The sequence below is a fragment of the Beggiatoa leptomitoformis genome, assembly GCF_001305575.3.
Lineage (GTDB): Bacteria > Pseudomonadota > Gammaproteobacteria > Beggiatoales > Beggiatoaceae > Beggiatoa > Beggiatoa leptomitoformis.
This window is the reverse complement of record NZ_CP012373.2, coordinates 1,956,222-1,981,402: the sequence shown is the minus strand read 5'-3', so window position 1 is coordinate 1,981,402 and position 25,181 is coordinate 1,956,222. Positions and strand designations below refer to the sequence as shown.

At 42.0% G+C, this 25,181-nt stretch carries 18 protein-coding genes and 1 pseudogene; 13 read left to right on the top strand and 6 right to left on the bottom strand.

What is annotated here, in order from left to right:
* Window positions 1-61: 61 nt before the first annotated feature.
* A complete protein-coding gene (locus tag AL038_RS08295) occupies window positions 62-682 on the top strand; it encodes an NUDIX domain-containing protein (protein ID WP_062151649.1) in 621 nt (206 codons plus the stop codon).
* Between the two features lie 36 nt (window positions 683-718).
* Here the strand turns inward: AL038_RS08295 and rep are convergent, their stop codons facing one another.
* From rep to gspF, 3 genes are all read right to left on the bottom strand, one after another.
* Window positions 719-2,755, bottom strand: coding sequence for a DNA helicase Rep (gene rep, locus AL038_RS08290; RefSeq protein ID WP_062151646.1), 2,037 nt, complete (start codon window positions 2,753-2,755; stop codon window positions 719-721).
* 209 nt (window positions 2,756-2,964) lie between these two features.
* A complete protein-coding gene (locus AL038_RS08285) occupies window positions 2,965-3,759 on the bottom strand; it encodes a hypothetical protein (RefSeq protein WP_062151643.1) in 795 nt (264 codons plus the stop codon).
* 31 nt (window positions 3,760-3,790) lie between these two features.
* On the bottom strand, window positions 3,791-4,999 hold the full coding sequence (gene gspF / locus AL038_RS08280) for a type II secretion system inner membrane protein GspF (RefSeq protein ID WP_062151640.1): 1,209 nt from the start codon (window positions 4,997-4,999) through the stop codon (window positions 3,791-3,793).
* A 729-nt stretch (window positions 5,000-5,728) separates the two neighbouring features.
* On the opposite strand from gspF, the gene miaA reads away from it, so the two are divergent.
* The 11 genes and pseudogenes from miaA to AL038_RS08225 all read left to right on the top strand — a co-directional run bounded on the left by miaA (window position 5,729) and on the right by AL038_RS08225 (window position 14,555).
* Window positions 5,729-6,661: a tRNA (adenosine(37)-N6)-dimethylallyltransferase MiaA gene (miaA, locus tag AL038_RS08275; protein WP_236839501.1), complete on the top strand. Its 933-nt coding sequence runs from the start codon at window positions 5,729-5,731 to the stop codon at window positions 6,659-6,661.
* A gap of 72 nt (window positions 6,662-6,733) precedes the next feature.
* The gene (gene hfq / locus AL038_RS08270) at window positions 6,734-6,979 is read left to right on the top strand and encodes an RNA chaperone Hfq (protein WP_002683997.1); all 246 of its coding nucleotides are present in this window, start codon (window positions 6,734-6,736) and stop codon (window positions 6,977-6,979) included.
* A gap of 86 nt (window positions 6,980-7,065) precedes the next feature.
* Complete coding sequence (gene hflX, locus AL038_RS08265) at window positions 7,066-8,370, top strand: ribosome rescue GTPase HflX (protein WP_062151634.1); 1,305 nt, start codon at window positions 7,066-7,068, stop codon at window positions 8,368-8,370.
* A 38-nt stretch (window positions 8,371-8,408) separates the two neighbouring features.
* A pseudogene (locus AL038_RS18875) lies at window positions 8,409-8,702 on the top strand (BrnT family toxin).
* The gene (locus tag AL038_RS08255; RefSeq protein WP_062151631.1) at window positions 8,699-8,914 is read left to right on the top strand and encodes a hypothetical protein; all 216 of its coding nucleotides are present in this window, start codon (window positions 8,699-8,701) and stop codon (window positions 8,912-8,914) included. The pseudogene AL038_RS18875 and the gene AL038_RS08255 overlap by 4 nt, the downstream one beginning before the upstream one ends.
* Before the next feature lie 113 nt (window positions 8,915-9,027).
* Window positions 9,028-9,333, top strand: a complete 306-nt coding sequence (locus AL038_RS08250) for a hypothetical protein (RefSeq protein ID WP_145917075.1) — start codon at window positions 9,028-9,030, stop codon at window positions 9,331-9,333.
* 151 nt (window positions 9,334-9,484) lie between these two features.
* Window positions 9,485-10,687, top strand: a complete 1,203-nt coding sequence (hflK, locus tag AL038_RS08245) for an FtsH protease activity modulator HflK (protein WP_062151621.1) — start codon at window positions 9,485-9,487, stop codon at window positions 10,685-10,687.
* Window positions 10,687-11,571 (top strand): protease modulator HflC, encoded by an 885-nt coding sequence (hflC, locus tag AL038_RS08240; RefSeq protein WP_062151620.1) that lies wholly within the window; start codon window positions 10,687-10,689, stop codon window positions 11,569-11,571. The genes hflK and hflC overlap by 1 nt, the downstream gene beginning before the upstream one ends.
* Before the next feature lie 130 nt (window positions 11,572-11,701).
* The gene (locus tag AL038_RS08235) at window positions 11,702-11,890 is read left to right on the top strand and encodes a DUF2065 domain-containing protein (RefSeq protein ID WP_201800144.1); all 189 of its coding nucleotides are present in this window, start codon (window positions 11,702-11,704) and stop codon (window positions 11,888-11,890) included.
* Entirely contained in the window at window positions 11,890-13,062 is a 1,173-nt protein-coding gene (locus tag AL038_RS08230) for an ATP phosphoribosyltransferase regulatory subunit (RefSeq protein WP_062151618.1), read from the top strand. The genes AL038_RS08235 and AL038_RS08230 overlap by 1 nt, the downstream gene beginning before the upstream one ends.
* Window positions 13,063-13,259: 197 nt before the next feature.
* Entirely contained in the window at window positions 13,260-14,555 is a 1,296-nt protein-coding gene (locus AL038_RS08225; RefSeq protein ID WP_062151616.1) for an adenylosuccinate synthase, read from the top strand.
* A 749-nt stretch (window positions 14,556-15,304) separates the two neighbouring features.
* On the opposite strand, the gene AL038_RS08220 is transcribed toward AL038_RS08225, so the two are convergent.
* Window positions 15,305-16,612 (bottom strand): DUF58 domain-containing protein, encoded by a 1,308-nt coding sequence (locus AL038_RS08220; protein ID WP_062151614.1) that lies wholly within the window; start codon window positions 16,610-16,612, stop codon window positions 15,305-15,307.
* A gap of 3 nt (window positions 16,613-16,615) precedes the next feature.
* A complete protein-coding gene (locus tag AL038_RS08215) occupies window positions 16,616-17,323 on the bottom strand; it encodes a DUF3108 domain-containing protein (protein WP_062151612.1) in 708 nt (235 codons plus the stop codon).
* Between the two features lie 136 nt (window positions 17,324-17,459).
* On the opposite strand from AL038_RS08215, the gene rtcA reads away from it, so the two are divergent.
* Window positions 17,460-18,491, top strand: coding sequence for an RNA 3'-terminal phosphate cyclase (gene rtcA / locus AL038_RS08210; RefSeq protein ID WP_062151610.1), 1,032 nt, complete (start codon window positions 17,460-17,462; stop codon window positions 18,489-18,491).
* 76 nt (window positions 18,492-18,567) lie between these two features.
* Here rtcA and AL038_RS08205 read toward each other — a convergent pair whose 3' ends face one another.
* Window positions 18,568-25,035, bottom strand: a complete 6,468-nt coding sequence (locus AL038_RS08205; RefSeq protein WP_062151607.1) for an ExeM/NucH family extracellular endonuclease — start codon at window positions 25,033-25,035, stop codon at window positions 18,568-18,570.
* Window positions 25,036-25,181 lie beyond the last annotated feature (146 nt).

Sequence of the window (25,181 nt, the reverse complement as noted above, 5' to 3'; positions counted from 1 at the left end):
TTTTACTGTTTCCATCGCTAAAAAAACACCTGCATAAACCGCCTAATATTAGGAATTTTCTGTGTCTCCTCCCTTCCCCAAACAAATAGAATTACTCAATAAAACCATCGCCTATAATGGCTATTTTAAAATTGTTAAATACCAATTGCGCCATACGTTATTTCGCGGCGGTTGGAGTGGTGATATTACCCGCGAAGTATTCGAACGTGGTCACGCGGTCGCCTTACTACCATACGACCCTATTCTTGAACAAGTTGTATTAGTTGAACAATTTAGAACAGGGGCATTAAACTTAGAAAATCCTGAACAATCATGGCTATGGGAAATTATTGCAGGCATTATTGAACCCAACGAAACCCCGCTTGATGTTGCCCACCGTGAGGCAGAAGAAGAAGCAGGCTGTGTCGTTACTAATGTGATTCCCTTACATAATATATTACTAAGTCCGGGCGGAACGACAGAAACATGTCAACTATTTTGCGGACAAGTGGATGCAAGCAAAGTCGGCGGTGTGCATGGTTTAGCTGATGAAAATGAAGATATTCAAGCGCATGTTGTTTCTGTGACTGAGGCACTTGCGTTGATTGATAATGGCGTTATTCGTTCATCACCAGCCATTATTGCCTTGCAATGGCTAGCATTACATCAAGCAGCGGTCAAACAACGCTGGAAAGGGCTGTGAAAATAGGTACAAATTTATTCGCAATCACCTGAATATCTACTTTTTCTCCAGCATCGCCCGCAGATGTGCCATGTGAGCCGCTCCCGTCGCTTTCTTCTCCGCCTCTGTTTTTGGCACGCTTTGGCGTTGATGTGGATGTTTTGTTAATAATGGCATCCCTTCCCAAAGCAAATCTTCTGCGGGTAACTCCTGTAAAAAACGGCTGGGTTCGGTGTCTATCATTTCACCGTAACGACGGCGTTTCTGTGTCAACGTCATGATTAAACTTTTTTGCGCACGGGTGATGCCTACATAGGCTAAACGACGTTCTTCTAAAATACTTGCTTCATCTGTACTATTTTGATGTGGCAATAAATTTTCTTCCATACCGACTATAAATACGTGTGGAAATTCTAAGCCTTTAGCCGCGTGCAAAGTCATCAATGCAACACTATCCATTTCATTTTCTTCGTTTTGTCGTTCTAACATATCCATCAGTGTGATATGTGAGACGATTTCCGTTAAATTTTTTTCTTGTTCGCCTAATTTTGCTAACCAACTCAATAACTCCTCCACGTTTTCCATGCGATTATCTGCCGTTTTTACGTCGTTACAACTATTACGTAACCAATCTTTATAACCAATCAAGGTAACAACTTCGCGGGCGATGGTGGCGGGGGCTTCGCGTTGGGCGCGGTAACCCATATCAATAACCCAGCGGGTGAAGTGGCGAAGATGGAATAAGGCTCTTGAGTTTAAAAGGCTTTCTAATCCCAATTCAAAGCTAGCACTAACTAGGCTAATGCGACGACTATTCGCATAAGTTCCAAGTTTTTCTAAGGTTGTTGTACCAATTTCCCGACGCGGGGTATTAGCAATACGAATAAACGCGGCATCATCATCATGATTCACCAGTAAGCGTAAATACGCCATGATGTCTTTTATCTCGGTACGTGCAAAAAATGAAGTCCCCCCGCTGATATAGTAGGGTATTCGATGAGTACGAAGGACTTCCTCAAATAAACGAGATTGGTGATTACCGCGATATAAAATGGCGTAGTCCTTAAATTGGGTGCGATGTTGGAATTTATGGCGAATGAGTTCGCTTACAACACGTTCTGCTTCATCATTATCATCACGCGCACATAACACACGGATTTCATCACCTAAGCCTTTTTCGCTCCACAATTGCTTGATAATCGTGTGGGGGTTATTGGCAATTAGTCGGTTTGCTGCACGCAATATGCGGTTGCTAGAGCGATAATTTTGCTCAAGTTTTATAATTTTTAATCGTGGATAATCTTTAGTTAGCTGTTGTAAATTTTCAGGTTGCGCGCCACGCCATGCGTAGATAGATTGGTCATCATCACCCACCACGGTTAGCGCACCACGAACACCGGTGATGAGGCGAACAAGTTGATATTGGCTGGTATTAGTGTCTTGGTATTCATCAACCAGTAGATAGCGCAGCTCGTTTTGCCACTGTTCACGAATGTCAGGATGTTCGGTAAATAGTAGAACGGGTAGGGCAATTAGGTCATCAAAGTCAACAGCATTATAGGCTTTAAGCTGTTTTTGGTAGTTAGCGTAGAGTTGGGCTATTTGCAAATGGGTATCATGATTAGCTTGAGCTAATGCCTCTTCAGGCAAGATAAGTGCATTTTTCCAACGGCTGATAGTGTGCTGAGCGGTGTTAATAAAGTCTTTATCGGGTTTATAGTCATCGTCTAACAAATCACGCAAAATGCCTGCACTGTCTTGGGAATCCATAATAGTCATGCCCGTTTTATAGCCTAAGGCTTTGTGTGATTTACGGACGATATTAAGCCCTAAGGTGTGAAAGGTGGACACGGTTAAACCACGTGTTTCTTTGCTATTGAGAAGTTGGCTGACTCGCGCTTTCATTTCACGAGCGGCTTTATTCGTAAAAGTAACGGCAGCAATATTTTTGGGGTTCATCCCAATATCTTGAATAAGATAGGCTATTTTATGAGTAATGACGCGCGTTTTACCGCTCCCAGCCCCTGCTAAAACCAATAAAGGGCTATCTATATAACGAATTGCTTCGCGTTGTGGGGCATTTAACGCTGTCATAACCAACCTCTTGCAAACAAGAAAAAACGTTAATTCTAATACGGGTAGTGTCAAAGAAGCTAAGAATAAGTTACTTTCTTGATTAAGAGACTGTCTGAATAAAAATTATCCTCTTTAAATATGGATTAGTGCTAAAAATCCTGATTTAGATTATTTGCAAAAGTGTAAAGTAAAAATGCGTAATGGATAACAAAACAGCATTGTCTGAGCTACTCTTGCGAGCGGTCTAAGCTCTTATTATCCAACAAGTCAAAAACCCGACTGGGTGAAACCAGCGCGCCCAATAATAAACGACTATAACCCCACATAAACGCAGTGGAACTCAGTAAAAACAATAACCATGCACCGATTGCAATTTGTGGGGATGTGTTTGTGCCTGTTAAATAATGCTGGGCTAACCACCAACTAAGCGTATTTTTTGTAACGGAAAGCCGTGCTAAGGTTGCAAATTCGTCGCAGGCAATTTGTATTTTTGTGGTTTCATAATCAACAGCTAGTTGCCATGTGATTTCGCGATAATCAGCGTGTGGCGTGTAAAAGCTCACGATGGTAAGGATGATTGAAAATAAAACCGTATTAATTATAACAAGATAATGACGACTGATAATGGTGCTGTAAGCAGGGCGGAAATAAATTGCTAAACAATTATTGATTACTCGGTATGCAATGAATATAAAAACAACGTCAATCAATAAAACCAGCCACACCCAAAAATCCCACGAAATCACTTCTACTAGCAAAAATAAGCCAAAAAACAGTGCTTTTATAATTTGCCATGTTGCCATGATAAAACCACCCCGTAACAGGCGATAAAGCCAATTATCTGGATTTAAATAGGTATTTATAAATGCACGCCGATGAACTAAAGCTGATTCCAACATGCTAATGGCGATGATGCCAACAATCGGTAATAAAGCGAGTATCACAAGCCAGCAATCAAGCCATACATGAACCCAATAAAACCCAAGCAATCCCAGCCATGTGAGAAATAGGCGTATTAACATGCAATTTGCTCTTAGAAAAATAAATTATTGATTATTTAACAAGCTGATTTAATTCAAAAATAGGGAGTAATATTGCTAAGACGATAACAAGGACAATTCCACCCATGACTAAAATGAGCAATGGTTCAAACAAGGCTAATAACATACCGATTAAGGTTTCTAACTCACGTTCTTGGGTAATTGCTGCGCGTTCTAACATTTTTTCTAATGCACCGCTGGCTTCGCCACTGGCAATTAAATAAACCGTCATGGGGGGAAATAAACCTGTTGCGGCAAGTGCGGTGTGTAAACTACTACCTTCACGTACTTTATTCGTTACTTCTTCAACCGCTTGGCGCATTTGACGATTCGAAACGACTTGTGCCGTGATGCGTAAGGCATCTAAAACGGGTACGCCGCTTTCTGTCAAAATGCTTAAGGTGCGCGTGAAACGGGCAACATTCATACCCCGTTCTATTCGTGAAATTAAGGGTAGTTTTAATAATAAGCGATGGTATTGAAATAAAAATTTATCATAACGGAGGAGATAACGCCCGCCAGCAATGCTACTGCCTAATAGGATTAATAAAACGATTCCCCATTCTCTGAGAAAATCGCTCACTTGAATCAATGCACGAGTTAAAAAAGGTAATTCTTTTTTAATATTAGCAAATACTTGCACGACTTGTGGTACGACATAGGCTAGTAAACCGATAACGACTAAGAGTGCGACACCTGTTAATAATGCGGGGTAAAATAACGCCATTAATGTCTTTTGGCGCATATATTGGCGATTTTCTGTATATTCTGCTAAACGTTCTAAGACGATATCTAAATGTCCTGATTGTTCGCCTGCTGATACTGTTGCACGAAATAATTCAGGAAAAACATGGGGAAAATCGCTTAACCCTTCGGCTAAACTGTGTCCTTCTAACACACGCGAGCGCACAGCTAATAATAAACTTTTTATACGTTGTTTATCCGTTTGTTCGGCGACCGCACGGAGGGTTTCCTCTAGGGCTAGACCTGAATGAACCAGTGTTGCGAGTTGGCGAGTTATCAACGCTAAGTCTGTCGCACTCACTCGAATTCCCCGTTGTCGTCGTTGTTGTTGACGGGCTTGTATTACCGTTTCAATGACTAACGGTGTTAACCCTTGTTCACGCAATTGTTGACGAATTTGACGTGGGGTATCTCCTTCTAGTACCCCTTTACGGGTACGTCCTTGTTTATCTAAGGCTGTGTAATCAAAGGCAGTCATGGGGTATGGGTTACTGTGGGTATGTTGGGTAAAAACTGTTTAAATCGGACAATCAGGATTAGCAGTATTTACAGAGTTTGGAGCCATTTTATCTGTAATTCCAACAATTGGGTTAGATGTGAAAATTTTGGTTTGGTCGGTCTTAGTGCATATCATTGAAATAACAGGGGCATTAGGCGTAACACCGCTTGACGCGATGTTACGCATATTGTGTTGCAAGTGGTCTGGGCGTTATATCTATTTGGGTATGTATTCGTGTCGAATATAACGATTGTTTAACGTGAGATGGCTCTAAATATAAAATAATTTCAGTCAGATAAATTAGAGGCCTTTTATAGTACCGTTTAGAGCGCAATTGTGTTCGTTGTGGGTTATCGGTATTGTGACGGCTCAAAATAAATTCATGGTCTGGGTTATCAATCCGTAATAGTTGTCGATTTGTGCTGAGAAACTGGCGGATTGTGGTTTCATCACATTTTTTTGCTCAGGAGCTTAGCCCCTTGCGTAATAAGCGTTGAAGCTAAAATTCCCCAGCTGGTTTGTATGGGAGTGCCATTTGTCGCCATTTAATGATGGTGAATCACCCAAATGATGTAACAAACGCATCGTGAGTCCTTTTGAATGAAAGTTAGTTAATTCAGTCTGTTATTTTAGTCACTATCAATATTCTTGCAATACTTAATTTTACAAAAACTTAATTCAATGAACGAAATTCCCTGCATTTTTCTGATGGGCCCCACTGCCGCAGGTAAAACTGACCTTGCAGTAGCCATTATTCAACAATTTCCTTGTGAAATTATTAGTGTGGATTCTGCTCTGGTTTATCGCGGGATGGACATCGGGACGGCGAAACCAACGGCGGATATTTTGTCGATTGCACCGCATCATCTGATTGATATTTGCGACCCCCTAGAGGCTTATTCCACTGCCCGTTTTTGCAAAGAGGCATTAGCACATATTCAACATATTCAGGCTAAGGGGAAAATTCCTTTATTAGTGGGTGGTACAGGCTTGTATTTTCGTAGTTTACAACAGGGATTATCTGATTTACCGCCAGCCGATGCTTGCGTGCGAGAGCGTTTAAATCAAGAACTGGAAACATTTGGATTAGCGGCATTACATGCGCGTCTTGCACAGGTTGACCCAGTCGCGGCGCAACGGATTCACCCCAACGACCCGCAACGGATTCAGCGTGCTTTAGAAGTGTATGAAATTTCTGGCGTTTCAATGACTGAATGGTACGCAAATACGGAGAAAGCATGGTCATTGCCCCATGTGCTTAAATTCGTTATTGCACCTGCGCAGAGAGAAGTATTACATGCTAAAATAGCAAAGCGGTTTAAACTCATGTTGGAACAAGGGCTAGTCAATGAAGTAGAAACCTTGTTTAAACGTGGCGATTTGCACTTGAGTTTGCCCGCCATGCGAGCGGTGGGTTATCGCCAAGTATGGCAGTATCTTGCAGGAGAGTTGGATTACGCGGGTATGGTTGAACAAAGCATTACGGCAACACGTCAGCTTGCTAAACGGCAATTAACGTGGTTACGGGCTGAGGCGGATGCTACTTGGTTTGATAGCCAACAAACCGATATGACCGAACACGTGTTGAAAAGGCTTGTAAAAATCCCCATGCTTTCTCAAAGTACGTCAATAATAAAGTAGCGGGTGGCTCAATTAACCACTCTAAAAAAACGAATGTCCTATTAAGAAGATAATAAGACGGAGAATAAAACTATGAGTAAAGGGCAGTCATTGCAAGACCCTTTTTTGAATGCCTTGCGTAAAGAACGTGTGCCAGTGTCTATTTACTTGGTCAATGGTATTAAACTGCAAGGGCAAATTGAATCTTTTGACCAATTTGTAGTCTTACTCAAAAATGCTGTTAGCCAAATGGTTTATAAACATGCGATTTCTACAATCGTTCCTGCACGCAATGTTAAGATTCCGCATGAAGATTTAATGCAAGATGAGAATGGTTAGATATTAGCGATTTGTGATAATCGCTGATAAATATAATGTGAATGTTCTAGGTGATTATCACAAATTTACAAGGGGTATAAAGTCTCGTGTTTGAACGCCCGCGCACAGGGGAACGTGCCTTATTAGTGCATATCACCATTCATCAATTTACTGAACAAGCCAGTTTGGAAGAATTTACCGAGCTTGCCAGTTCAGCGGGTGCTATTCCTATCCTTCAAATTACAGGCACTCGTCCAATGCCAGACCCTGCCTTATTTGTCGGTAAAGGCAAATTGCAGGAGATTCTTGACGCAATTAAAGCCAATGATATTGAAATTGTTTTGTTTAACCACTCGCTAAGTCCGATTCAAGAACGTAACTTAGAAAAAGCCTTGCAATGTCGTGTATTAGACAGAACAGGACTTATTTTGGATATTTTTGCGCAACGAGCGCGCTCATTTGAAGGTAAATTACAAGTTGAATTGGCGCAGTTACAGCATTTATCCACCCGTTTAATTCGTGGTTGGACACATTTGGAACGGCAAAAAGGGGGGATTGGGTTGCGTGGACCCGGTGAAACCCAATTAGAATTAGACCGTCGTTTAATTGCAGGACGGATTAAAAATATTCATAAACGGTTAGAAAAAGTAAATCAACAGCGAGAAATTAGTCGACGTGCAAGACAACGCGCTGAAATTCCTGTTATTTCTCTTGTAGGTTATACGAATGCAGGAAAGTCCACTTTATTTAATCGCTTAACCAACGCTAATGTTTACGCGGCAAACCAACTGTTTGCAACCCTAGATGCAACCTTGCGACGAATTGATTTACCTGATAAAACGCCACTTATTTTGGCGGATACCGTTGGATTTATTCAACAACTCCCCCATGATTTGGTAGCTGCCTTTCGTGCGACCTTAGATGAAACCCGTTTAGCCACTTTATTATTACATGTTGTAGATGCCAGTGACCCTGAACGACAAGATAGAATTTCTCAAGTTAATCAGGTGCTAACTGATATTGAAGCGCGACATGTCAGCCAAATTTTGGTGTATAACAAGGTTGATAAACTCGGCGATGAACAACCGCATGTAGAGCGTGATGAATCAGGGCGTATCTGCAAGGTATGGCTTTCTGCGGTTACGGGTGCAGGTATTGATCTGTTGTTTATGGCACTTAGCGAACAATTGCATGAAATAAATATTCAACAATGGGTGTGTGTTCCCGCAAATAATGGACAATTACGCTCGCGTTTATACCAAATCAGTACTGTTTTAGAAGAAGAACATGCCGAGAATGGTGATAGTTTGCTAAAAATCCAACTCTTACCCAAGACTTTAACTCAATTACTTGAATCAGAAAAAGATTTACAAGTAGTGGATGAGCCTACAGGTCTGCCTAAAGCTTCCTAGAATAACGATTTTTGATCGTGGAAAGCACTCCATAACGCATGAAATTTGAATGGGATACGACAAAAGAAGCCATTAACATACAAAAACATAGCATTTCGTTTGAGCAAGCCGCTTACGTTTTTGCAGATCCCTTCGCATTAACCTTATATGATAGTGAACATTCTGATCATGAGGACAGGTAGATACTATTAGGCAAATCACTTAATGATGTTATTTTGCTTGTCGTCCATACTTTTAAAAATAATAATGGTGAAGAGGTCGTGCGCATCATCAGTGCTCGCAAAGCGACCAAAAAAGAAAAACAAACCTATCAGCAAAGGTGTCTAAAATGAAAGATAAATATGATTTCAGCAATGCTGAACAAGGAAAGTTTTATAGACCACTAGAAGAATTAGATATCCCCATTTATTTAGATAATGAGGTAAAAGCCTTTTTTATTCAAAAATTACGGGCACGGGCTAAAGATCAATCTTTTTCTTTAAATGAAATGATTAATGCACTTCTTAAAAAAGACATAGAAATTTCAATTCAACTAATAAGCTAGATATGGTTTGATGCTTCGGCTGATGGTTTTGCTACTTACACGGTGCAGATTTCATCAGTATTTCTTGTGTTCAAGCTACGTTTTGACTGTAGGTTCAGTAAAACGAAACCATTATGGGTCGGTTTAGAAAAGCAATTAATACAATTTTTGGCATCGCAATACTGGGTGGAATCTCATATTACACATACAATTTCGCAAGTGCAGAGTCTAGGATACGTGCGGTATGTGCTGAAATTCAGCAGGGAATGACCACAAAAGAACTGCAAGCGTTTGCCTTAACACATGGGCTGTCTTCGTTTAAGTTAAAAGAATCAGGTATTAACTACGTTGTTGAAACCAAAACCTATGGTCGTTTCGGATGCAAAGTTATTACAGAATCAGGCTTTATTAAAGAATCAGAGTACAATTTTGCGGACTAAAAAAAGCATGATAAATACGGGTGTGTAATGGCACATTGCTAAACAAGATTCTGGCACGGCATTGTTTTTGTTAAAGCAGATGCGCTACAAAAACGCTAGTTGTGAGATGATTACTTAACGATTTAATTCAAACAAATACGGAGTAGCATACATGGCTTGGAACGAGCCGGGTAATAACGGTAATAAAGACCCTTGGGGACATCGTAAAAACGAGCAAGGCCCTCCCGATCTGGATGAAATCCTGAAAAAAATACAAGACAAACTGAATAGTTTGTTTGGTGGCGGTTCGGGTGGTTCTGGCATGGGCAATATGGGGGATATGGGCAAAGGTCTTAGTTGGTCATTGCTGGCAATGATTGCAGTTGGATTACTCTTTCTCTGGAGTATGTTTGGCTGGTACGTTGTGCAACCTGCTGAACAAGGGGTAGAAACTCGTTTTGGTCGCTATATCAATACAACAACGCAAGGTTTAAATTGGCACTTCCCTTACCCGATTGAAAGCGTTCAGAAAGTCAATGTTGAACAAGTTCGCGCTATCACTCACCGTGCCTTAATGTTGACTCAGGACGAAAATATTGTTGATATTGAATTGGTTGTGCAATACCGTGTTGCAAATGCACGGGATTATCTATTCAACGTTAATGACCCTGACGGTACGTTACAACAAGCTACCGAAAGTTCTTTGCGTGAAGTGGTTGGCACAAGCGAAATGGAAAAGGTCTTAACCAGTGAACGCGATAAAGTGACACTGAAAACTAAAGACTTAATCCAAGTGATTATCGACCGTTATAAAACGGGTTTGGTTGTCATTAGCGTTAATATGCAAAATGCCCAACCGCCTACCGCCGTACAAGCCGCATTTGCTGATGTTATTAAAGCACGAGAAGATGAAGAACGTGACAAAAACCGTGCGCAAGCCTATGCAAATGGCGTATTACAGCGTGCAACAGGACAATCCGAGCTTTTACGGCAAGAAGCACAAGCCTATAAAGCAGTGGTTATTGCACGGGCAGAAGGTCAAACTCAACGCTTTCTCAGCATCTTAACTGAGTATGAAAAAGCCCCTGAAATTACTCGTAAACGTCTGTATATAGAAACCATAGAGTCTGTATTAAGTAACTCAACAAAAGTAATGGTTGATGTAAAAGGTGGAAATAACGTTATGTTGTTGCCGTTAGATAAGTTATTCGCAGGTCGTACCGTCACGACTGTACCAACGGACACAACACAACCTGCCGTGCCTAGCGCGACAGCACTGCCACCCTTTACCGTATTTCCGCAATCATCCACTTTACAGCCTATTGAGAGACCCTCTCGTGATGATAATCGCACCACTACCAGAGGAAACCCCTAATGTTACAAAATAAAATGGTTCTTGGGGTTATCAGTATTGTTGTTTTATTAATTATGATGATGTCCCTTTTTTATGTACAAGAAACGGAAAAGGCTTTAAAACTCCAATTCGGACGGGTGGTTAAGGCGGATTATAGTCCGGGACTGCATTTTAAAATCCCGTTTTTCCAAACGATTCGTAAGTTTGATGGTCGTATTCAATCGTTTGATTCTAATCCGCAACATTTTTTAACGGGAGAACAAAAAAATCTGATTGTTGACTCCTTTATCAAATGGCGCATTACGGATACAGAAGCCTATTTAAAAAGCGTAGGTGGTAATCCAATCAATGCAGGACGACGCTTGTCAGAATTTATTGCCGATGGTTTACGCAGTGAATTTGGTAAACGCACGATTCAAGAAGTGGTTTCGGGTGATAGAGCGAAAATCATGGACATTATCACGGCTGAGGCAAATCGTCGTGGTAGTGAATTCGGGATTGAAGTTGTTGACGTGCGGATTAAACAAATCAACTTGCCCGATGATGTCAGTACATCTGTTTATCAACGGATGGATGCAGCACGGGAACAAGTCGCAAAAGAATTGCGTTCACGTGGGGAAGCCGCAGCCGTTCGAATTCGTGCAGAGGCAGACAGAGAAAATATGGAAATTATCTCTAAAGCTGAACGTGATGCTGAGCAAATTCGTGGGGAAGGAGACGCAACAGCCACTGAAATTTATGCGCGTGCCTTTAATCGCAATGTTGATTTCTATACGCTGACCCGTAGCTTAAACGCTTACCGTGAAGTTTTTAATTCAAAAGATGATGTATTGGTTATTGAACCAAACTCAGACTTTTTTAAATTCTTTAAAGGCTTAGACCCTATTATAGCCCCGAAAGAATAATAATCTTGATTGATAAACGACGGATACTTTACGCTGTGTCACTAAGCGACCGATACAGCCACAAGTATCCGTTATCATGTCAACTCATGGCACTTCATCACGGTTATCTTAATGCGGTTATTTTTCTTACATGATCTGGACTGAATTTGGTATTGCCTTCGCCCTACTGATGGTTATTGAAGGTATGACACCCTTTCTTAATCCGTCAAGGTTTCGCCAGACGCTCCGTGCGGTGGCTGAATTGAACGATAAAACCCTGCGTATGATGGGTTTTGTTAGCATGTTATTCGGTTTACTCTTACTTTACCTTATCCATTAATGAATCATCAGGATCGCTGGTTACTCCCCGCAGGTATTACCGATGCCCTGCCTGAAGAAGCGGCACATCTGGAACACTTGCGCCGCACACTCTTAGACCTTTATACAACATGGGGTTATGAACTTATCATTCCTCCCATGATTGAATATTTAGATTCCCTCCTCGTTGGCGCAGGTCATGACCTCGATTTACAAACCTTTAAATTGATAGACCAATTAAATGGGCGTTTAATGGGTATTCGAGCAGACATGACCCCACAAGCCGCACGGATTGATGCGCATCGCTTAAAACGTGAGATACCGAGTCGTCTTTGCTATCTTGGCACTGTATTACATACCCGTCCAACAGGGTTTACAGGTACTCGTTCCCTGCTACAAGTCGGTGTAGAACTATACGGACATGCAGGGATAGAAAGCGATGCAGAAATTTTATCCCTCCTGCTGACCACCCTAAAAACAACGGGTGTACAAGCCTTTCATGTGGATGTTGGACATGTGGGGATTTATCGCGCCTTAGTCGAACAAGCCCACTTAAACAGTGAGCAAGAAAGCCAACTTTTTGCCGCCATTCAACGCAAATCGCGCACAGAAATTCATGATTTATTAACGATATGGCAAGTATCACCCCTATTACAACAACAACTCACTGCCTTAATTGAACTTAATGGTGATGTCAGTATTCTTGCAGAAGCGCGTCAAGCCCTTGCCCCAGCACCTGCTGAAGTCCTAGAGGCATTAAATAGCCTAGAACAGCTCAATAAGCACTTAAGCAATTTTACCTTGCATTTTGACCTTGCGGAATTAAGAGGTTACAACTACTACACAGGGTTAGTATTTGCTGCTTATGTGCCTGAACATGGACAAGCTATTGCACTGGGTGGGCGTTACGACAATATTGGTAAAGCCTTTGGCAATGCCCGTCCTGCCACAGGTTTCAGTACCGATTTACGCATTCTGGCAGAACTAACCACCATTCCACCCATCAGAAAAACCGCCATTTTTGCGCCAGCAGGATTAGATGCTGCGTTACAAACCCATATCCAACAACTTCGTCAAGTTGGGGAAAATGTTATTCAAGCCTTACCTAATCAACAGGGTGATGCGCTGGCAATGGGTTGTAACCGCGAATTATGTTGGCAAGCAGGACAATGGCAAGTTCGTAATATTGATTAAATACAATAAAATGTCTGAATCAGGCTGTTCAAAATTAACCGCATTATAAAGACAAATAGCAGGCTACTTTTAACAAAGTTAATTCTGAATATCTTGATTCAGACAGAAATAATAAATTATCCACCGCTCGACTTATTCAATATAAATAACTTCGCAGACTTATTTCACCTACTTCTAAAGTTTAGAGAGTCACTATTATGGGTAAAAATGTCGTAGTCATCGGCACACAATGGGGCGATGAAGGCAAAGGCAAAATCGTGGATTTATTAACCGACCGAGCCGCAGCGGTTATTCGTTTTCAAGGTGGACACAATGCAGGTCACACCCTTGTGATTGACGGCAAAAAAACCGTATTACACTTAATTCCTTCTGGTATTTTACGCGACAAAGTGCTGTGTTTAATTGGCAATGGGGTTGTCCTCTCCTTACAAGCCCTGATGGAAGAAGTCGAGTTTTTAGAAAAGAGCGGTATTCCTGTTCGTGAACGCTTGCGTATTAGCGATGCAGCACCTTTATTAATGCCCTACCATGTTGCCTTAGACCAAGCCCGTGAAAAAGCACGCGGTGAAAGTAAAATCGGCACAACAGGGCGTGGGATTGGTCCTGCGTATGAGGATAAAGTTGCGCGCCGTGCCTTACGGGTTAGCGACTTATTTCATCGTGAACGGTTCGCTGCTAAACTAGGGGAAGTGCTTGATTATCATAATTTTGCCTTACAACACTATTATAAAGTCCCTGTCATCGATTTTCAAAAAACCTTAGATGAAACCCTTGCGTTAGCCGATAAAATCGCACCGATGGTGATGGATGTAACGAGCTTAGTTGGACAACTGCAAAAAGACGGTAAAAACATTATGCTAGAAGGCGCGCAAGGCACGATGTTAGACATAGACCAAGGAACATATCCTTTTGTAACTTCTTCTAACACCACAGCAGGCGGTGCGGCAACAGGCAGTGGCATAGGTCCTAAAGATTTACATTATATTTTGGGCATCACCAAAGCCTACAGCACCCGTGTTGGTGCAGGGCCTTTTCCTACAGAGTTATTTGATGAAATTGGTGAATACCTGACCAAGCAAGGTAATGAATTCGGCGCGACAACTGGCAGACGCAGACGGTGCGGTTGGTTTGATGCGACGGCTTTACGTCGTGCTAAGTTAATTAATAGTTTAACGGGTGTTTGCATCACTAAATTAGATGTTTTGGATGGTTTGGATAGCGTGCGCATAGGCATAGGCTACCGTTGCAATGGACAAGAATTATATCTTGCCCCCACTGGTGCGGATGCTATCGCTAACTGTGAACCGATTTATATCGACATGCCCGGTTGGAAAGAATCCACGATTGGGATTCGTCGTTATGAAGATTTACCCGCGAATGCCAAAGCCTACTTGGAGAAATTGGAAGAGTTGATAGAAGTACCTATTGCCATGATTTCTACAGGGGCAGAGCGTAATGATACGATTATTAAACAACACCCATTTGATTTATAAAGTATTATTTATGTAGAATGCGTGTTAAAAAGACGGATACTATTGTTTAAAGCGGTGGTATCCGTATGACTAAATGGCTTTGTTTGTAATAATATTAGTGCGTTATGGTGCGAAAAATCAGATGTTCGCTTTTATTGACGGAATCGCGATTAGAAGAAAAAACCGATTTTTAAAGTGTGTTTTGAACTAAGCACGACTGAGCAGTTTTCCATAAAATAAGAGGAAATCCTTTAAAATCAAGAAGAGAGTTCTACTTTTCGAGGTGTCGAAAAAGCGATGATTTTTGAAAAAAAGATTGTTATAACTTATTGATTTTATGAATAAAAAATCTATGCAAAAAACGTGCAAAAGAGTTCTACTTTTTAGAGGAAAAAAACGTTCAAAAAAGGGCTTGCAAGCTACGATAAATTATGAGATTATTTTCAGCGTCGGGGTTAACAGCCGGTTCGCCAATGCAGGCGATTGAAACAAGCGTGTAACCAGTCCGTTGTTCAAACTCCCATATGGTTTGTTAACAGCCGGTTCGCCAATGCAGGCGATTGAAACCCTCCAGCAGACGCTGAATATACCGAGTGTACGTTAACAGCCGGTTCGCCAATGCAGGCGATTGAAATGAAAAAACCTCAGCACTTAAAAAGTACTGAGGTTTTTTTATGCCTATCGTCTTATCCCCTGCTGTCCCTCATTGGATACACACCACACAACTTATATACCTGATGCACGCTAATTGCGTTTTTTAACACAAGACCTCATAAAATCCCACCGCGTTTAATATCTAAGTACCGATTAACAATATGAATCGCTAATTGTTCAGGTTCAGTATCTACGAATATAACCCCTTTATTTTTAAAATTTTCTTGTGATTGCGAGCGATGTCCTAAGTATTCATGAATAGCGGCATAACGTAAGGCATCATTAAACTGCATGACGGGAGCATCTAAAACTTCATTTAAGATTTTTTCGCGTAAACTGGCCAGTAGCACCAAATGTTTTGCACGTAATAGTTTGAGTGCAATAGTTAATTCTTCATTATCTTCATCGCGTAAATTAGAAATAAGAATAATTAAAGCGCGTTTTTGATGATGTTTTAGCAATTGTTCAACCGCGTTTAAGTAGTCGCTCGTGCGCAGCGTCGGTTGTAAATCGTACAGCGTATTAAGCACTAAATTAACGGTATTCATGCCTTTACGCGGTGCAATCCAACGTGATTCTGTCCCGCTAAAAGTTAATAATCCCAGTGCATCACCCTGACGTAAGGCAACGTAAGATAACAATAAAACGGCATTTAACGTGTGGTCAAAATGAGATAATGCGCCATCTTGTGTCGCCATCCGCCGTCCGCAATCAATAAGAAAGATAATTTGTTGGTCGCGTTCATCTTGATATTCTTTAGAAATAAGCTTTTTTAAGCGTGAAGTTGCATTCCAATTGATTTGACGCAAAGAATCACCCGCTCGATATTCGCGTAATTGATGAAATTCTAAGCCTTCACCACGTCGGGGACGTTTACGAATGCCTAATTGCCCTAACCGATTTTCTATGGCAAATAGAGCGTATTTAGTCACCGCTGCAAAATTTGGGTAAACTTTAATGGCTTGTGGAATAGCTTGATAATAATAACGTTTCCATAAATGCAGAGAAGAATGCAGCAGTAGGTGTACACCGTTAAAATGTAAATTGCCACGCTGTTGTGGGCAAAATTGATATTGAGTGGCAACCCCTGTATTTGCTTGTAAATAAAGCGTTTGTGGCAAGTTTTCAATATCAGCTTGTGGCGGGTAATCATCTATTATTTCAATTTGTTGGTCAGCTTTATATCGGCTAAAAATTGTTAGCTCAACATCACACCAAACGCCCAAAGCCAATGACCCCGCTGCTTTACGGGTCACGTGTGGAAAAGTCTGCATCCAGAGTTGCAATAAGTCATATAGGGCAATAATTAATAACATACCGCCCATGATTGCCCATAGCATCAACAAACGCGGAAATATGCTGGTGCATATCGCAAACAATAACCAACCAAACAGTAACCAAAGCAGTAAAGGAGCGGGGCGCACAGTTTATAAACCTTCTACCGATTCTAAAACAAGGCTAAAGGTATCTCCCCGTTCTTCATGTTCTACACGCACGGGTAAGTAGTGAAGTTTAGGGGCTGACCAGATAGTTGTTTTACGCTTGCCGTTTTCTGATAGGCGTTCATATTTAAGGGCATTTAACTCGCCTAAGCCTGTATCAATGATGTCGTCCCCCAAATACTTGGGAATGTAGGTTTTAACTTCTCCTTTGTCCACAATGGCGTATTGTAAATCTCGTTTGCCTGCTTGCAATTCTTGCATCAGGATAATTTGATACAACATCATATCCACTACGCCATCTTCAATATGAATGTCCCAAGGTTTTTCAGGGGCAATATTTTGCGCGGTGTGTTTTTCCCAGTCAAAAATAATATGAATAAACTTTTGTTTTTTAGAGCCTTGTTGGCTATAAATATATTCTAGCGGACGCGCATTATTGTTGATTAAGTCAAAAATGCTCTTTTCTTCAATCACATCATCCCGAAATAAGGCAGCAACCCCCACAGTATTACTTTTTGCTTCAAAGACATAACGTCCATCAGCTTGGCGATATAAACGCCGTGTACCTTCCCCAACGGTAACGCCTTTAGCATAAACCGTGTAGTGGGCAGTAAACGGGGGCGGAAAGGCATCATCAGCCCATAAAGGGGCAATGCAACCAAGGTGTAAAACCAAAATAAAAAATCTGAACATGACAACAATCCTTATGCCTACAATGAAATTAAAATTTGTATCAGTGTGAATAAATTGGCACTGATGACAACACAGTCTATTGTTACATATTAGATTATAAGTGGCGATGACTGCTCACTCTACTGGCAGAAAATATATGTTACAAACCCGTTATTTATCTATTGATGGTTCGCAAGGTGAGGGCGGTGGGCAAGTTTTACGGTCTTCACTGGCATTATCTATTTATACGCAACAAGCATTTCATATTCATCATATTCGCGCCAAACGCAAAAATCCCGGTTTACAGGCGCAACACTTAACGGCTGTGCGAGCTGCAAAAATGGTCAGTAATGCCCATGTTGAGGGGGATGTTATTGGCTCTGGTGAACTGTGGTTTACACCGAATTTGGCACAAGGGGGGCGGTATCGTTTTAATATCGGGACAGCGGGTAGTACAACATTGGTTTTACAAACGGTTTTGTATCCTTTGTTGTTAGCAGAACATCCTTCGCATTTGGTTTTATCGGGTGGCACGCATAACACCGCCGCACCGCCATTTGAATATTTAACAACGGTTTTATTTCCGTTATTACAAAAAATGGGTTGTCAGGTGACAGCAACATTAGATAATTATGGGTTTTATCCAAAAGGCGGTGGACAAATAACCGTAGATATTCAACCAACAAGGGTATTGCAGGGACTAACATTATTACAGCGGGGAGAATTATTACAACAAGAAGCGCAAGCGTTGATTACGGGCATTCCCGCACATGTTGCCGAGCGTGAATTAGCACAGGTGAAAAAGAAATTACGCTGGGCGGATAGTTGCCTTAAATTTATGCCAGTTGCATCGGGTTATGGGACTGGGAATATCTTATTGTTATTTTTGCATTATGCGCAGGTAAGCGAGTTATTTAGTGGTGTAGCGCAACGGGGATTAAAGGCAGAAGCGGTGGCAGAACATGCCATTGTGGCATTACAAGCGTATCAAGCGGCGGATGTCCCTGTAGGCGAGCATTTGGCTGACCAATTGTTATTACCGTTGGCATTTGCAGGCAAAGGGCAATTTTTAACGGTAGCCCCCAGTCAACACACATTGACGCATTGCGAAATTATTCAGCAGTTTTTAGGGCTTAAGATTCAAATAGAGCAGGTTACATCCAGTCAGTATTTAATTACCGTAGGATAAGTTTGTAACTCAGGCTGTTTTTTAACTTGATAATAAAGGCGCGACGAATCGCGCCCTTAGCGTCAGGTGTAAAAAGCTATGGTTGGATTTCTATGTGTATCGTGCTGGGTTCATTGTGCATAACCAGCGTTCCGTCAGATAAACGATAACCAAAAACCACTTTTAACGTGCCGATTGCTACAAAGTGTCCTGTGTATAAATCCATTTCTTGAATGGGTTCTAAAACCACACTTTGTTTAAAAGGGATTAGGTTTAAGGGTTTTTCGTCCCACGCAAAGATTTGTCCTTTGCTATCTGTCATAAAGTAGCTAATAAAGCGATTATCGGCATACCAGTAGGGTGAATATACAAATAAATCAGCGGTTTTTCCCACATGTTCAGGGGCAACGAATATACGTCCTCTGATGTTGACCGTATCCGCTAATTTTTGGGTTGTTTTGATAACATAGGCCTGATTAAGCACGGAAATACCACCAACAAATTGGCTGTCGACGGTTATCACTTTTCCTGTTGCATCATAAGCGGTAAGGGTATCTAAACGGGGTAATATGATGTTTTTATCGATGATAACATTGTCTTCAACTATCACATTTTCGCCTAAAATCACACCGCTTAAATGACTACCCGTTTTAATGCGAACATTGTTAAGCATGGCTGGCGCATTTGGGTTGCCATAAATTCGCCCTTGTAAAATCCCGCCTGTCAGTGTGGCATTTTCCATAAAGCGGACATTGGCAATATAACCATCAACTAAACTACTATTCAAAATAACCCCTGCTAAAATCCCACCTTGTAAATACCCACCCTTAAAGTCTATGTCTGTCAAGATGCCTTGATTATGGACATAACCCGTTAAAATCCCGCCTGTTATACGTCCTGTTGTTTTAACGAGAATATTGCTTAACCAGCCTTGATTAAGAACGGTTGTTGCAATTACTAGATTGCTGATATTTCCTTGTGGTAACACGGTAAGTGCTTGGGTTATTTCACGCAATTGGGCATTGCACAGGGTGTTTACTGTACCTGTCAGTGGACATAGTGGCGTTGTCGCTGTTGTGGTAGTAATGGGCATGAACACCGCTTCGCAATGGATATTAGTTGTCATATTTACCGTTTGACCGCAGCTTGCATCACCCGTCCAATGGATAAATTGATAACCTGTATTAGCAATCGCGTTGAGCGATAGTATCGTGCCACTGTCTACGATAACACTGCAGTCATCAGGACACGTCACGCTTGCCATTTGCACTGTTCCAAAAGGAGAAGGTGTAACTGTTAGGGTGTAAGTGAGCGGTGTTGTAGGGAGTAATTTATCAAATTGTGCAATACAGTTTGTATCAGCGGTTAAAGTAAACGGACTTGCACACAGTGCATTATTCCAAGTGATAAATTGCGAATCAGAATTTGCAATCGCGTTCAGATTAATAAGCGTTTCGTTGGGGTACATGCCTGCACCAGTGCCATTAATCATCCCTGTTCCTGTCCCTGTAGTCTGTAAATAAAGGGTATAGCTTAATGTTGTTGGTGGCGGTGGGGTTACGGGGTTACTTTCAAATTGTGCAATACATACTGTGTCAGCAGTCAAATTAAATGGACTCGCACACAGTGCATTATTCCAAGCGATAAATTGCGAATCAGAATTTGCAATCGCGCTTAGATTAATAAGTGTTCCACTGGGATATGTACCCGCATTGGCACCACTGATGACACCTGAACCTGTCCCTGTTGTTGTTAAACTCAGGGTGTATTGTTGCGGTATAACTTTTAAATCAAACGTAGCGGTGCAAGTTGTGTTTACGTCTAACACAAATGTAGCTGCGCAAGTGCTGGGTGACCAGCCGATAAAGTCTGAATCAGCATTAGCTAGGGCGGTTAAGCTGATACGAGTACCACTAGGATAATTGCCCGCACTTGTCCCACTGATCGTGCCACTGCCTGTTCCGACGACCTTAATAGCCAAGCTGTAGTCACCTGATGTGGGCGGTGTAACTGGCGTAACAACCGCTGCCGTAAACGTTGCAGCACAAATGGTGTTAGCCGTTAATGTATTACCTGATACAAATGTTGGTGTACATGACCAACCTGAGAAACTCGCGCCACCTGTGGGTGTTGCCTGCAAATTCACGGTGCTTGTACTGACATAGGTTAAGCAGTTTGTACCACAACTTGTTCCCGCAGGTGTGCCACTACTGCTAATTGTTCCCGTTCCTGTGCCTGTTGTTGTAAGGCTTAATTGATAGGCTACCGTGGGGGTTAAACCAATCACAACAGGGTCGTGGTCAGAAGAGCGATAACCATCAGCAGCATACAAACTGGTTAGTTGTCCTGCCGATTTGTACTCTGTGTTGTAATCTAAAGAAATAGGTTCATCTGCATTAATGTGCCAATCTGTTACGCCATTAATTTGTGGGGTTAGTGAAGCACTGCTTAACGCATGGTCTAAATAGCCCCATAAACCATCATATTGATAACCATAGGCATTAACACCACTGTGTTCGGTGACTAAATTGGTATAACCCGCTGCTTTAATTAACGTGATGGGGTCTTCTTCAGCATAAGAATTTAAATCACCAATGATTAATATATCATCATCGCCACTGTTGACTTTTACTGTGTTATCAATGAAATTCAACAGGGTTGTGGCTTGTGTTTGTCGTTTTGCATTCCAACAACTTTGTCCATCGCCACTGTCTTCATTTGCTGTATCTGTGCCTGTTGTAGGACAACTGCCTTTAGATTTAAAGTGATTGACAATAACCGTGAATTTTTCTATTCCAACTTGAAAGGTTTGTGCTAGAGGACGACGGTCAAAAATTGCATCCGTGCTAGTCATCGCTGCCCCTGCGGGGGTAACAACAGCGGATTTATAAATCAAGGCAACTTTAATTGCATCCGTTCCCATCACGTTGACTGTACTAAGTGCTGTATCAGGGTCGATAAAACTGTAGGTATCTGCTCCCATTGCACTATTTAAACCATTAACTAAATCTTGTAACGCACTGCTTGCATCATAGCCATCGTTTTCCATTTCCATAATACCCACAATATCAGCGTTAATTGCTTGAATTGCCGCAATTGTTTTTGCCCGTTGACGCGCAAATTCTGTCGCATCAGTTGCACCACGGCAATTATCATTATTCGCGGTACCGCCTACGCCTAGCGTACATGCTGTAAAGGTATTAAAGTAATTTAGGACATTGAAACTAGCCACTTTTACCGTTCCACCAACGCTTGTAGGGGTTGCCGTGCGTGGGTTACTGGCGATAAAACTGACGCTAGCGGTGGGTTGTACACGATATAAGTTGTAGTTGTAATTTAAAATTCCTGATAAACCTGTCACGGTATCGCCACCACGAATTGAATGACTGGCACTTAAGCCATGTGGTGCAGGGTCTGGGTTTTGGCTGGTTAGACCGTCATCTAAGGTAATTTGATTGAGCAGGTTTTGCGCTTGTAAGGTACTCGCGTTAACACCCGGTGTGGTGACATTCGTTGGCTGTGACAATCGCCCATTTGCGGACAGTAATATTTCACCATAACGTCCTAAAGTGTAATTACTGGAAACATACAATGTTTGCGAGAAAATCACTAACATGCCTTCAAACCGTTCTAAATAATCCACTCCTGCGATGGCTGATGGAACAGGAAGTGTAACCGTTGAGGCACTGGGTAAGCTGTTTCCTGTACTTAAAACGTTAATGCTTAGTGTGCCCCCTAATTGGGTTTGATTGCTGTATTCGCTAATCGTGCCTGTTACTCGTACTTTATCGCCAACACTCACAGCCGTTGTACATGTATTGCAATAAACAAAAATCCCTTCGGACGTTGTCACATCTGCATCAATATCGGCATCTTCTTCTTGAACATAAAAACCTTTGCCCTCAGTACTGCCTTGAAAATCACCAACAACAATCCCTTCTATTACTTGCGTTCCTGTAAGGCTGGTAGCCGCACCATTACCTTGTAACGTATGAATTTTACTGATAACAGGCGGTGTGCCTAAATTCACAATTTCGCTACGGAATTTTTTATGATTACTATTGGGTAAATCTTTCGCAATCGTCCCATCGGCGTAATAAATCATGTCTCCTGTGTCGATTAAAAATTGCACGTCTTGATTATCCCAAGCGGTTAATGTTGCACCTGTGGGTAATGCCACAATGGTTTCATAACTGCCATCGGTAATAATGGGTAAATTCGTACTGCGTTCATCAGGTGTATCCAGCGCATTGCCTGACCATGTGTAAAGTTTAAAATTGCCCGTCCCATCCGCAGAGCCTGCAATCAGTAAACATCCGGCTGTGTTGCATTCCATGCTCCGAATACCCCGTCCGCCCAATTCCAATTGAATCGGTGCGCCAAACGTGGCAGAGCCTGATACACCACCCGACGCATCGCCAAGCGTTGTAAAATTTGTTACGGGGATAATTAAGGCTTTGGTGCGTGTGTTGGTAGGAACGATAGGGGCGCGAAAAGCAAGATAAACTGTATCTGTACTATTTGGGGCAATGCTAAAACCTTCTATATTAAAACCGCCCGTTGTTTCAGGAATAACCCCTGCGGCCGCACTGGCACTAAGACCGAAGAAATTTGCACCTAATCCGTGTGCATTGCTACTGTCCCATGCGATTAAATCGTCTTCAAGATATTTATAATAATGCTCAAATGTCAGTGTGGCAGTTGTGCCTGTACCGCTTAATGTTGTTGTAAATAACCGTTCACGATTGGGTTTATCATTTCCCGAACTGTTATTACTGTGTGAACCTAACCAGTAAAGGCTATTCCCAACACGGGTGGAGGCTTCAATATCCACTTCTGAACTGCCACTTAGACCTAAACTGCTGGTGAAATCAAAGCTCGCGACAGGTAATCCTGAATTAGCACGATTGTATAAACGAATCGTTTGGTCTTCATCATCAGCAACCAGCATGTAATCCGTGTCTATGGCTATTGCGCTGGAGGCATCTGCTTTGCCACTGTGAAAACGGGTTGTGGTTGGTGTTGTTGAGGCAGCCGAAACCGCATAATTCAATACATAATCAGCCATATTTGTGCCATCACTAACGGTAACGGTAATCGTGCTATAACCAACACCAACGGGATTAATTTTTACATTGACGGCGGCTGTACCACTACCTGCAATGGTTAAATTGGTATTGGGAACAACACTGCTGTTACTACTACTCGCCGTTACGCTGGTTGTAGCAATGCCATCACTATCAGCAATAATAAAATCAATCCCTGCGTTTTTAACTGCGTCAGTGCTATCGTTCAGTGCGGCTGTAATGGCAAAAGGAGAGGCAGGCGCGATGCTGACACCACCATCAATATAATCATCTGTATTCGTACCAAAACTAATACTAGGTGCTGTACCTACAGGAGCGGCAATGGTCGTAAAACTAATTATCTGATTAGTTGCCATATTATCGGCTGTACCGTCTTTATCTGTCACTTGTCCTGCAATAACGGTTACGGTACAACTTGTTGTATTAGGTAGCGTCGTACTGGGGGTTAAGATAACCGTACTGACGTTATTGGCAGGTAACCCAGTAAAAGATTGCGCCGTTGCAGTAGGACACTCTACTGTCACCGCAGCAGCCGTTAAATCAACGGGTTCGTCAAAGTTTAAGGTGATGGTACTGCTGGTTGCGACATTGGTCGCACTGTCACTAGGGACTGATGAAATAACTGTAGGGGCGGTATCGGTTGTTGCGAGTGTAATAGCAGTTGTAATATCGCTTAGAACAGAACTTGTTGACAAAGTAATCGATGAACCTGTACGTGCCGTTGTCCATGTTGCTGTATTTGTATTGTAAACCCCTGTTAGTTTCGTAAACCCAGAACCTGCTGGGTCTGAAAAAATAAAGGTATTTGTACCATTGCCAAATGTACCTTGTGCATTATCATATAAGTCATTGGTAGGTAATGTATAACCCCCAGTTGCGGGTTTTGCAGAACCGACACCTGTTCCAAAAAAAACCGCATCTACAGGGACTGTGCTAGCAGTAATACTGCTCACTGCGACATCAAAAATAGCAATCCCATCTGCATTTCCGCCGCCATTGCCTAACACGCCACTAGATGCGGCTGTGCCGAAGCTGTTGCCTGCGGTGGTTGCGGTGTTAATTGCGTTTAGCCATGTTGCACTAGAAATATCCGTACTACCGCTGCCATTAATCAGTTTGCCAGAACCACCAACATAGACAATGTCGCCCGCGTTCAGTGTACCTGTCGTGAGGTTAAACCCATAAGTGAGCGCGCCACCTGCTACCCAGCCGTTGCTGGTTGCCGTGCCATTGTTGGTAAAAACAACGGCGTGGGGGGTGACAGAAAAATCAATGTTTTCAACAGCAATTAGTTGGACATATTCATAAGGGCTATCTGTACTTTGCGGATTAGCAAGATAGCCTGAAATCAGCAGTTTAGGCGCGGCCATTGCTGATTGGGCTAAGAATCCAAAAATAATCAGGGTGTAAATACTAAAGGAAGTGATGTATTGCCTAATTTTGATAACCCATGAATCAGGGTATTGTGTTCTACGCATGATGGAGTCTCCTACACTACAATTTAAGTCTTTGCTATCACATGATAGATATGGACTTTCGGGAGCATCGCACTATACGGATTTTCTGTGACAGGATAACGAAGTATGGATTTAACGATATTGACATTTATAAAATGATTTTTTTG

What these genes read in the sequence shown, in the direction of transcription:
- rep (WP_062151646.1), bottom strand. Translation starts at nt 2,755, where the DNA reads ATGACAGCGTTAAATGCCCCACAACGCGAAGCAATTCGTTATATAGAT.
- AL038_RS08285 (WP_062151643.1), bottom strand. Translation starts at nt 3,759, where the DNA reads ATGTTAATACGCCTATTTCTCACATGGCTGGGATTGCTTGGGTTTTAT.
- gspF (WP_062151640.1), bottom strand. Translation starts at nt 4,999, where the DNA reads ATGACTGCCTTTGATTACACAGCCTTAGATAAACAAGGACGTACCCGT.
- miaA (WP_236839501.1), top strand. Translation starts at nt 5,729, where the DNA reads ATGGGCCCCACTGCCGCAGGTAAAACTGACCTTGCAGTAGCCATTATT.
- hfq (WP_002683997.1), top strand. Translation starts at nt 6,734, where the DNA reads ATGAGTAAAGGGCAGTCATTGCAAGACCCTTTTTTGAATGCCTTGCGT.
- AL038_RS08255 (WP_062151631.1), top strand. Translation starts at nt 8,699, where the DNA reads ATGAAAGATAAATATGATTTCAGCAATGCTGAACAAGGAAAGTTTTAT.
- AL038_RS08250 (WP_145917075.1), top strand. Translation starts at nt 9,028, where the DNA reads ATGGGTCGGTTTAGAAAAGCAATTAATACAATTTTTGGCATCGCAATA.
- hflK (WP_062151621.1), top strand. Translation starts at nt 9,485, where the DNA reads ATGGCTTGGAACGAGCCGGGTAATAACGGTAATAAAGACCCTTGGGGA.
- hflC (WP_062151620.1), top strand. Translation starts at nt 10,687, where the DNA reads ATGTTACAAAATAAAATGGTTCTTGGGGTTATCAGTATTGTTGTTTTA.
- AL038_RS08235 (WP_201800144.1), top strand. Translation starts at nt 11,702, where the DNA reads ATGATCTGGACTGAATTTGGTATTGCCTTCGCCCTACTGATGGTTATT.
- AL038_RS08230 (WP_062151618.1), top strand. Translation starts at nt 11,890, where the DNA reads ATGAATCATCAGGATCGCTGGTTACTCCCCGCAGGTATTACCGATGCC.
- AL038_RS08225 (WP_062151616.1), top strand. Translation starts at nt 13,260, where the DNA reads ATGGGTAAAAATGTCGTAGTCATCGGCACACAATGGGGCGATGAAGGC.
- AL038_RS08215 (WP_062151612.1), bottom strand. Translation starts at nt 17,323, where the DNA reads ATGTTCAGATTTTTTATTTTGGTTTTACACCTTGGTTGCATTGCCCCT.
- rtcA (WP_062151610.1), top strand. Translation starts at nt 17,460, where the DNA reads ATGTTACAAACCCGTTATTTATCTATTGATGGTTCGCAAGGTGAGGGC.
- AL038_RS08205 (WP_062151607.1), bottom strand. Translation starts at nt 25,035, where the DNA reads ATGCGTAGAACACAATACCCTGATTCATGGGTTATCAAAATTAGGCAA.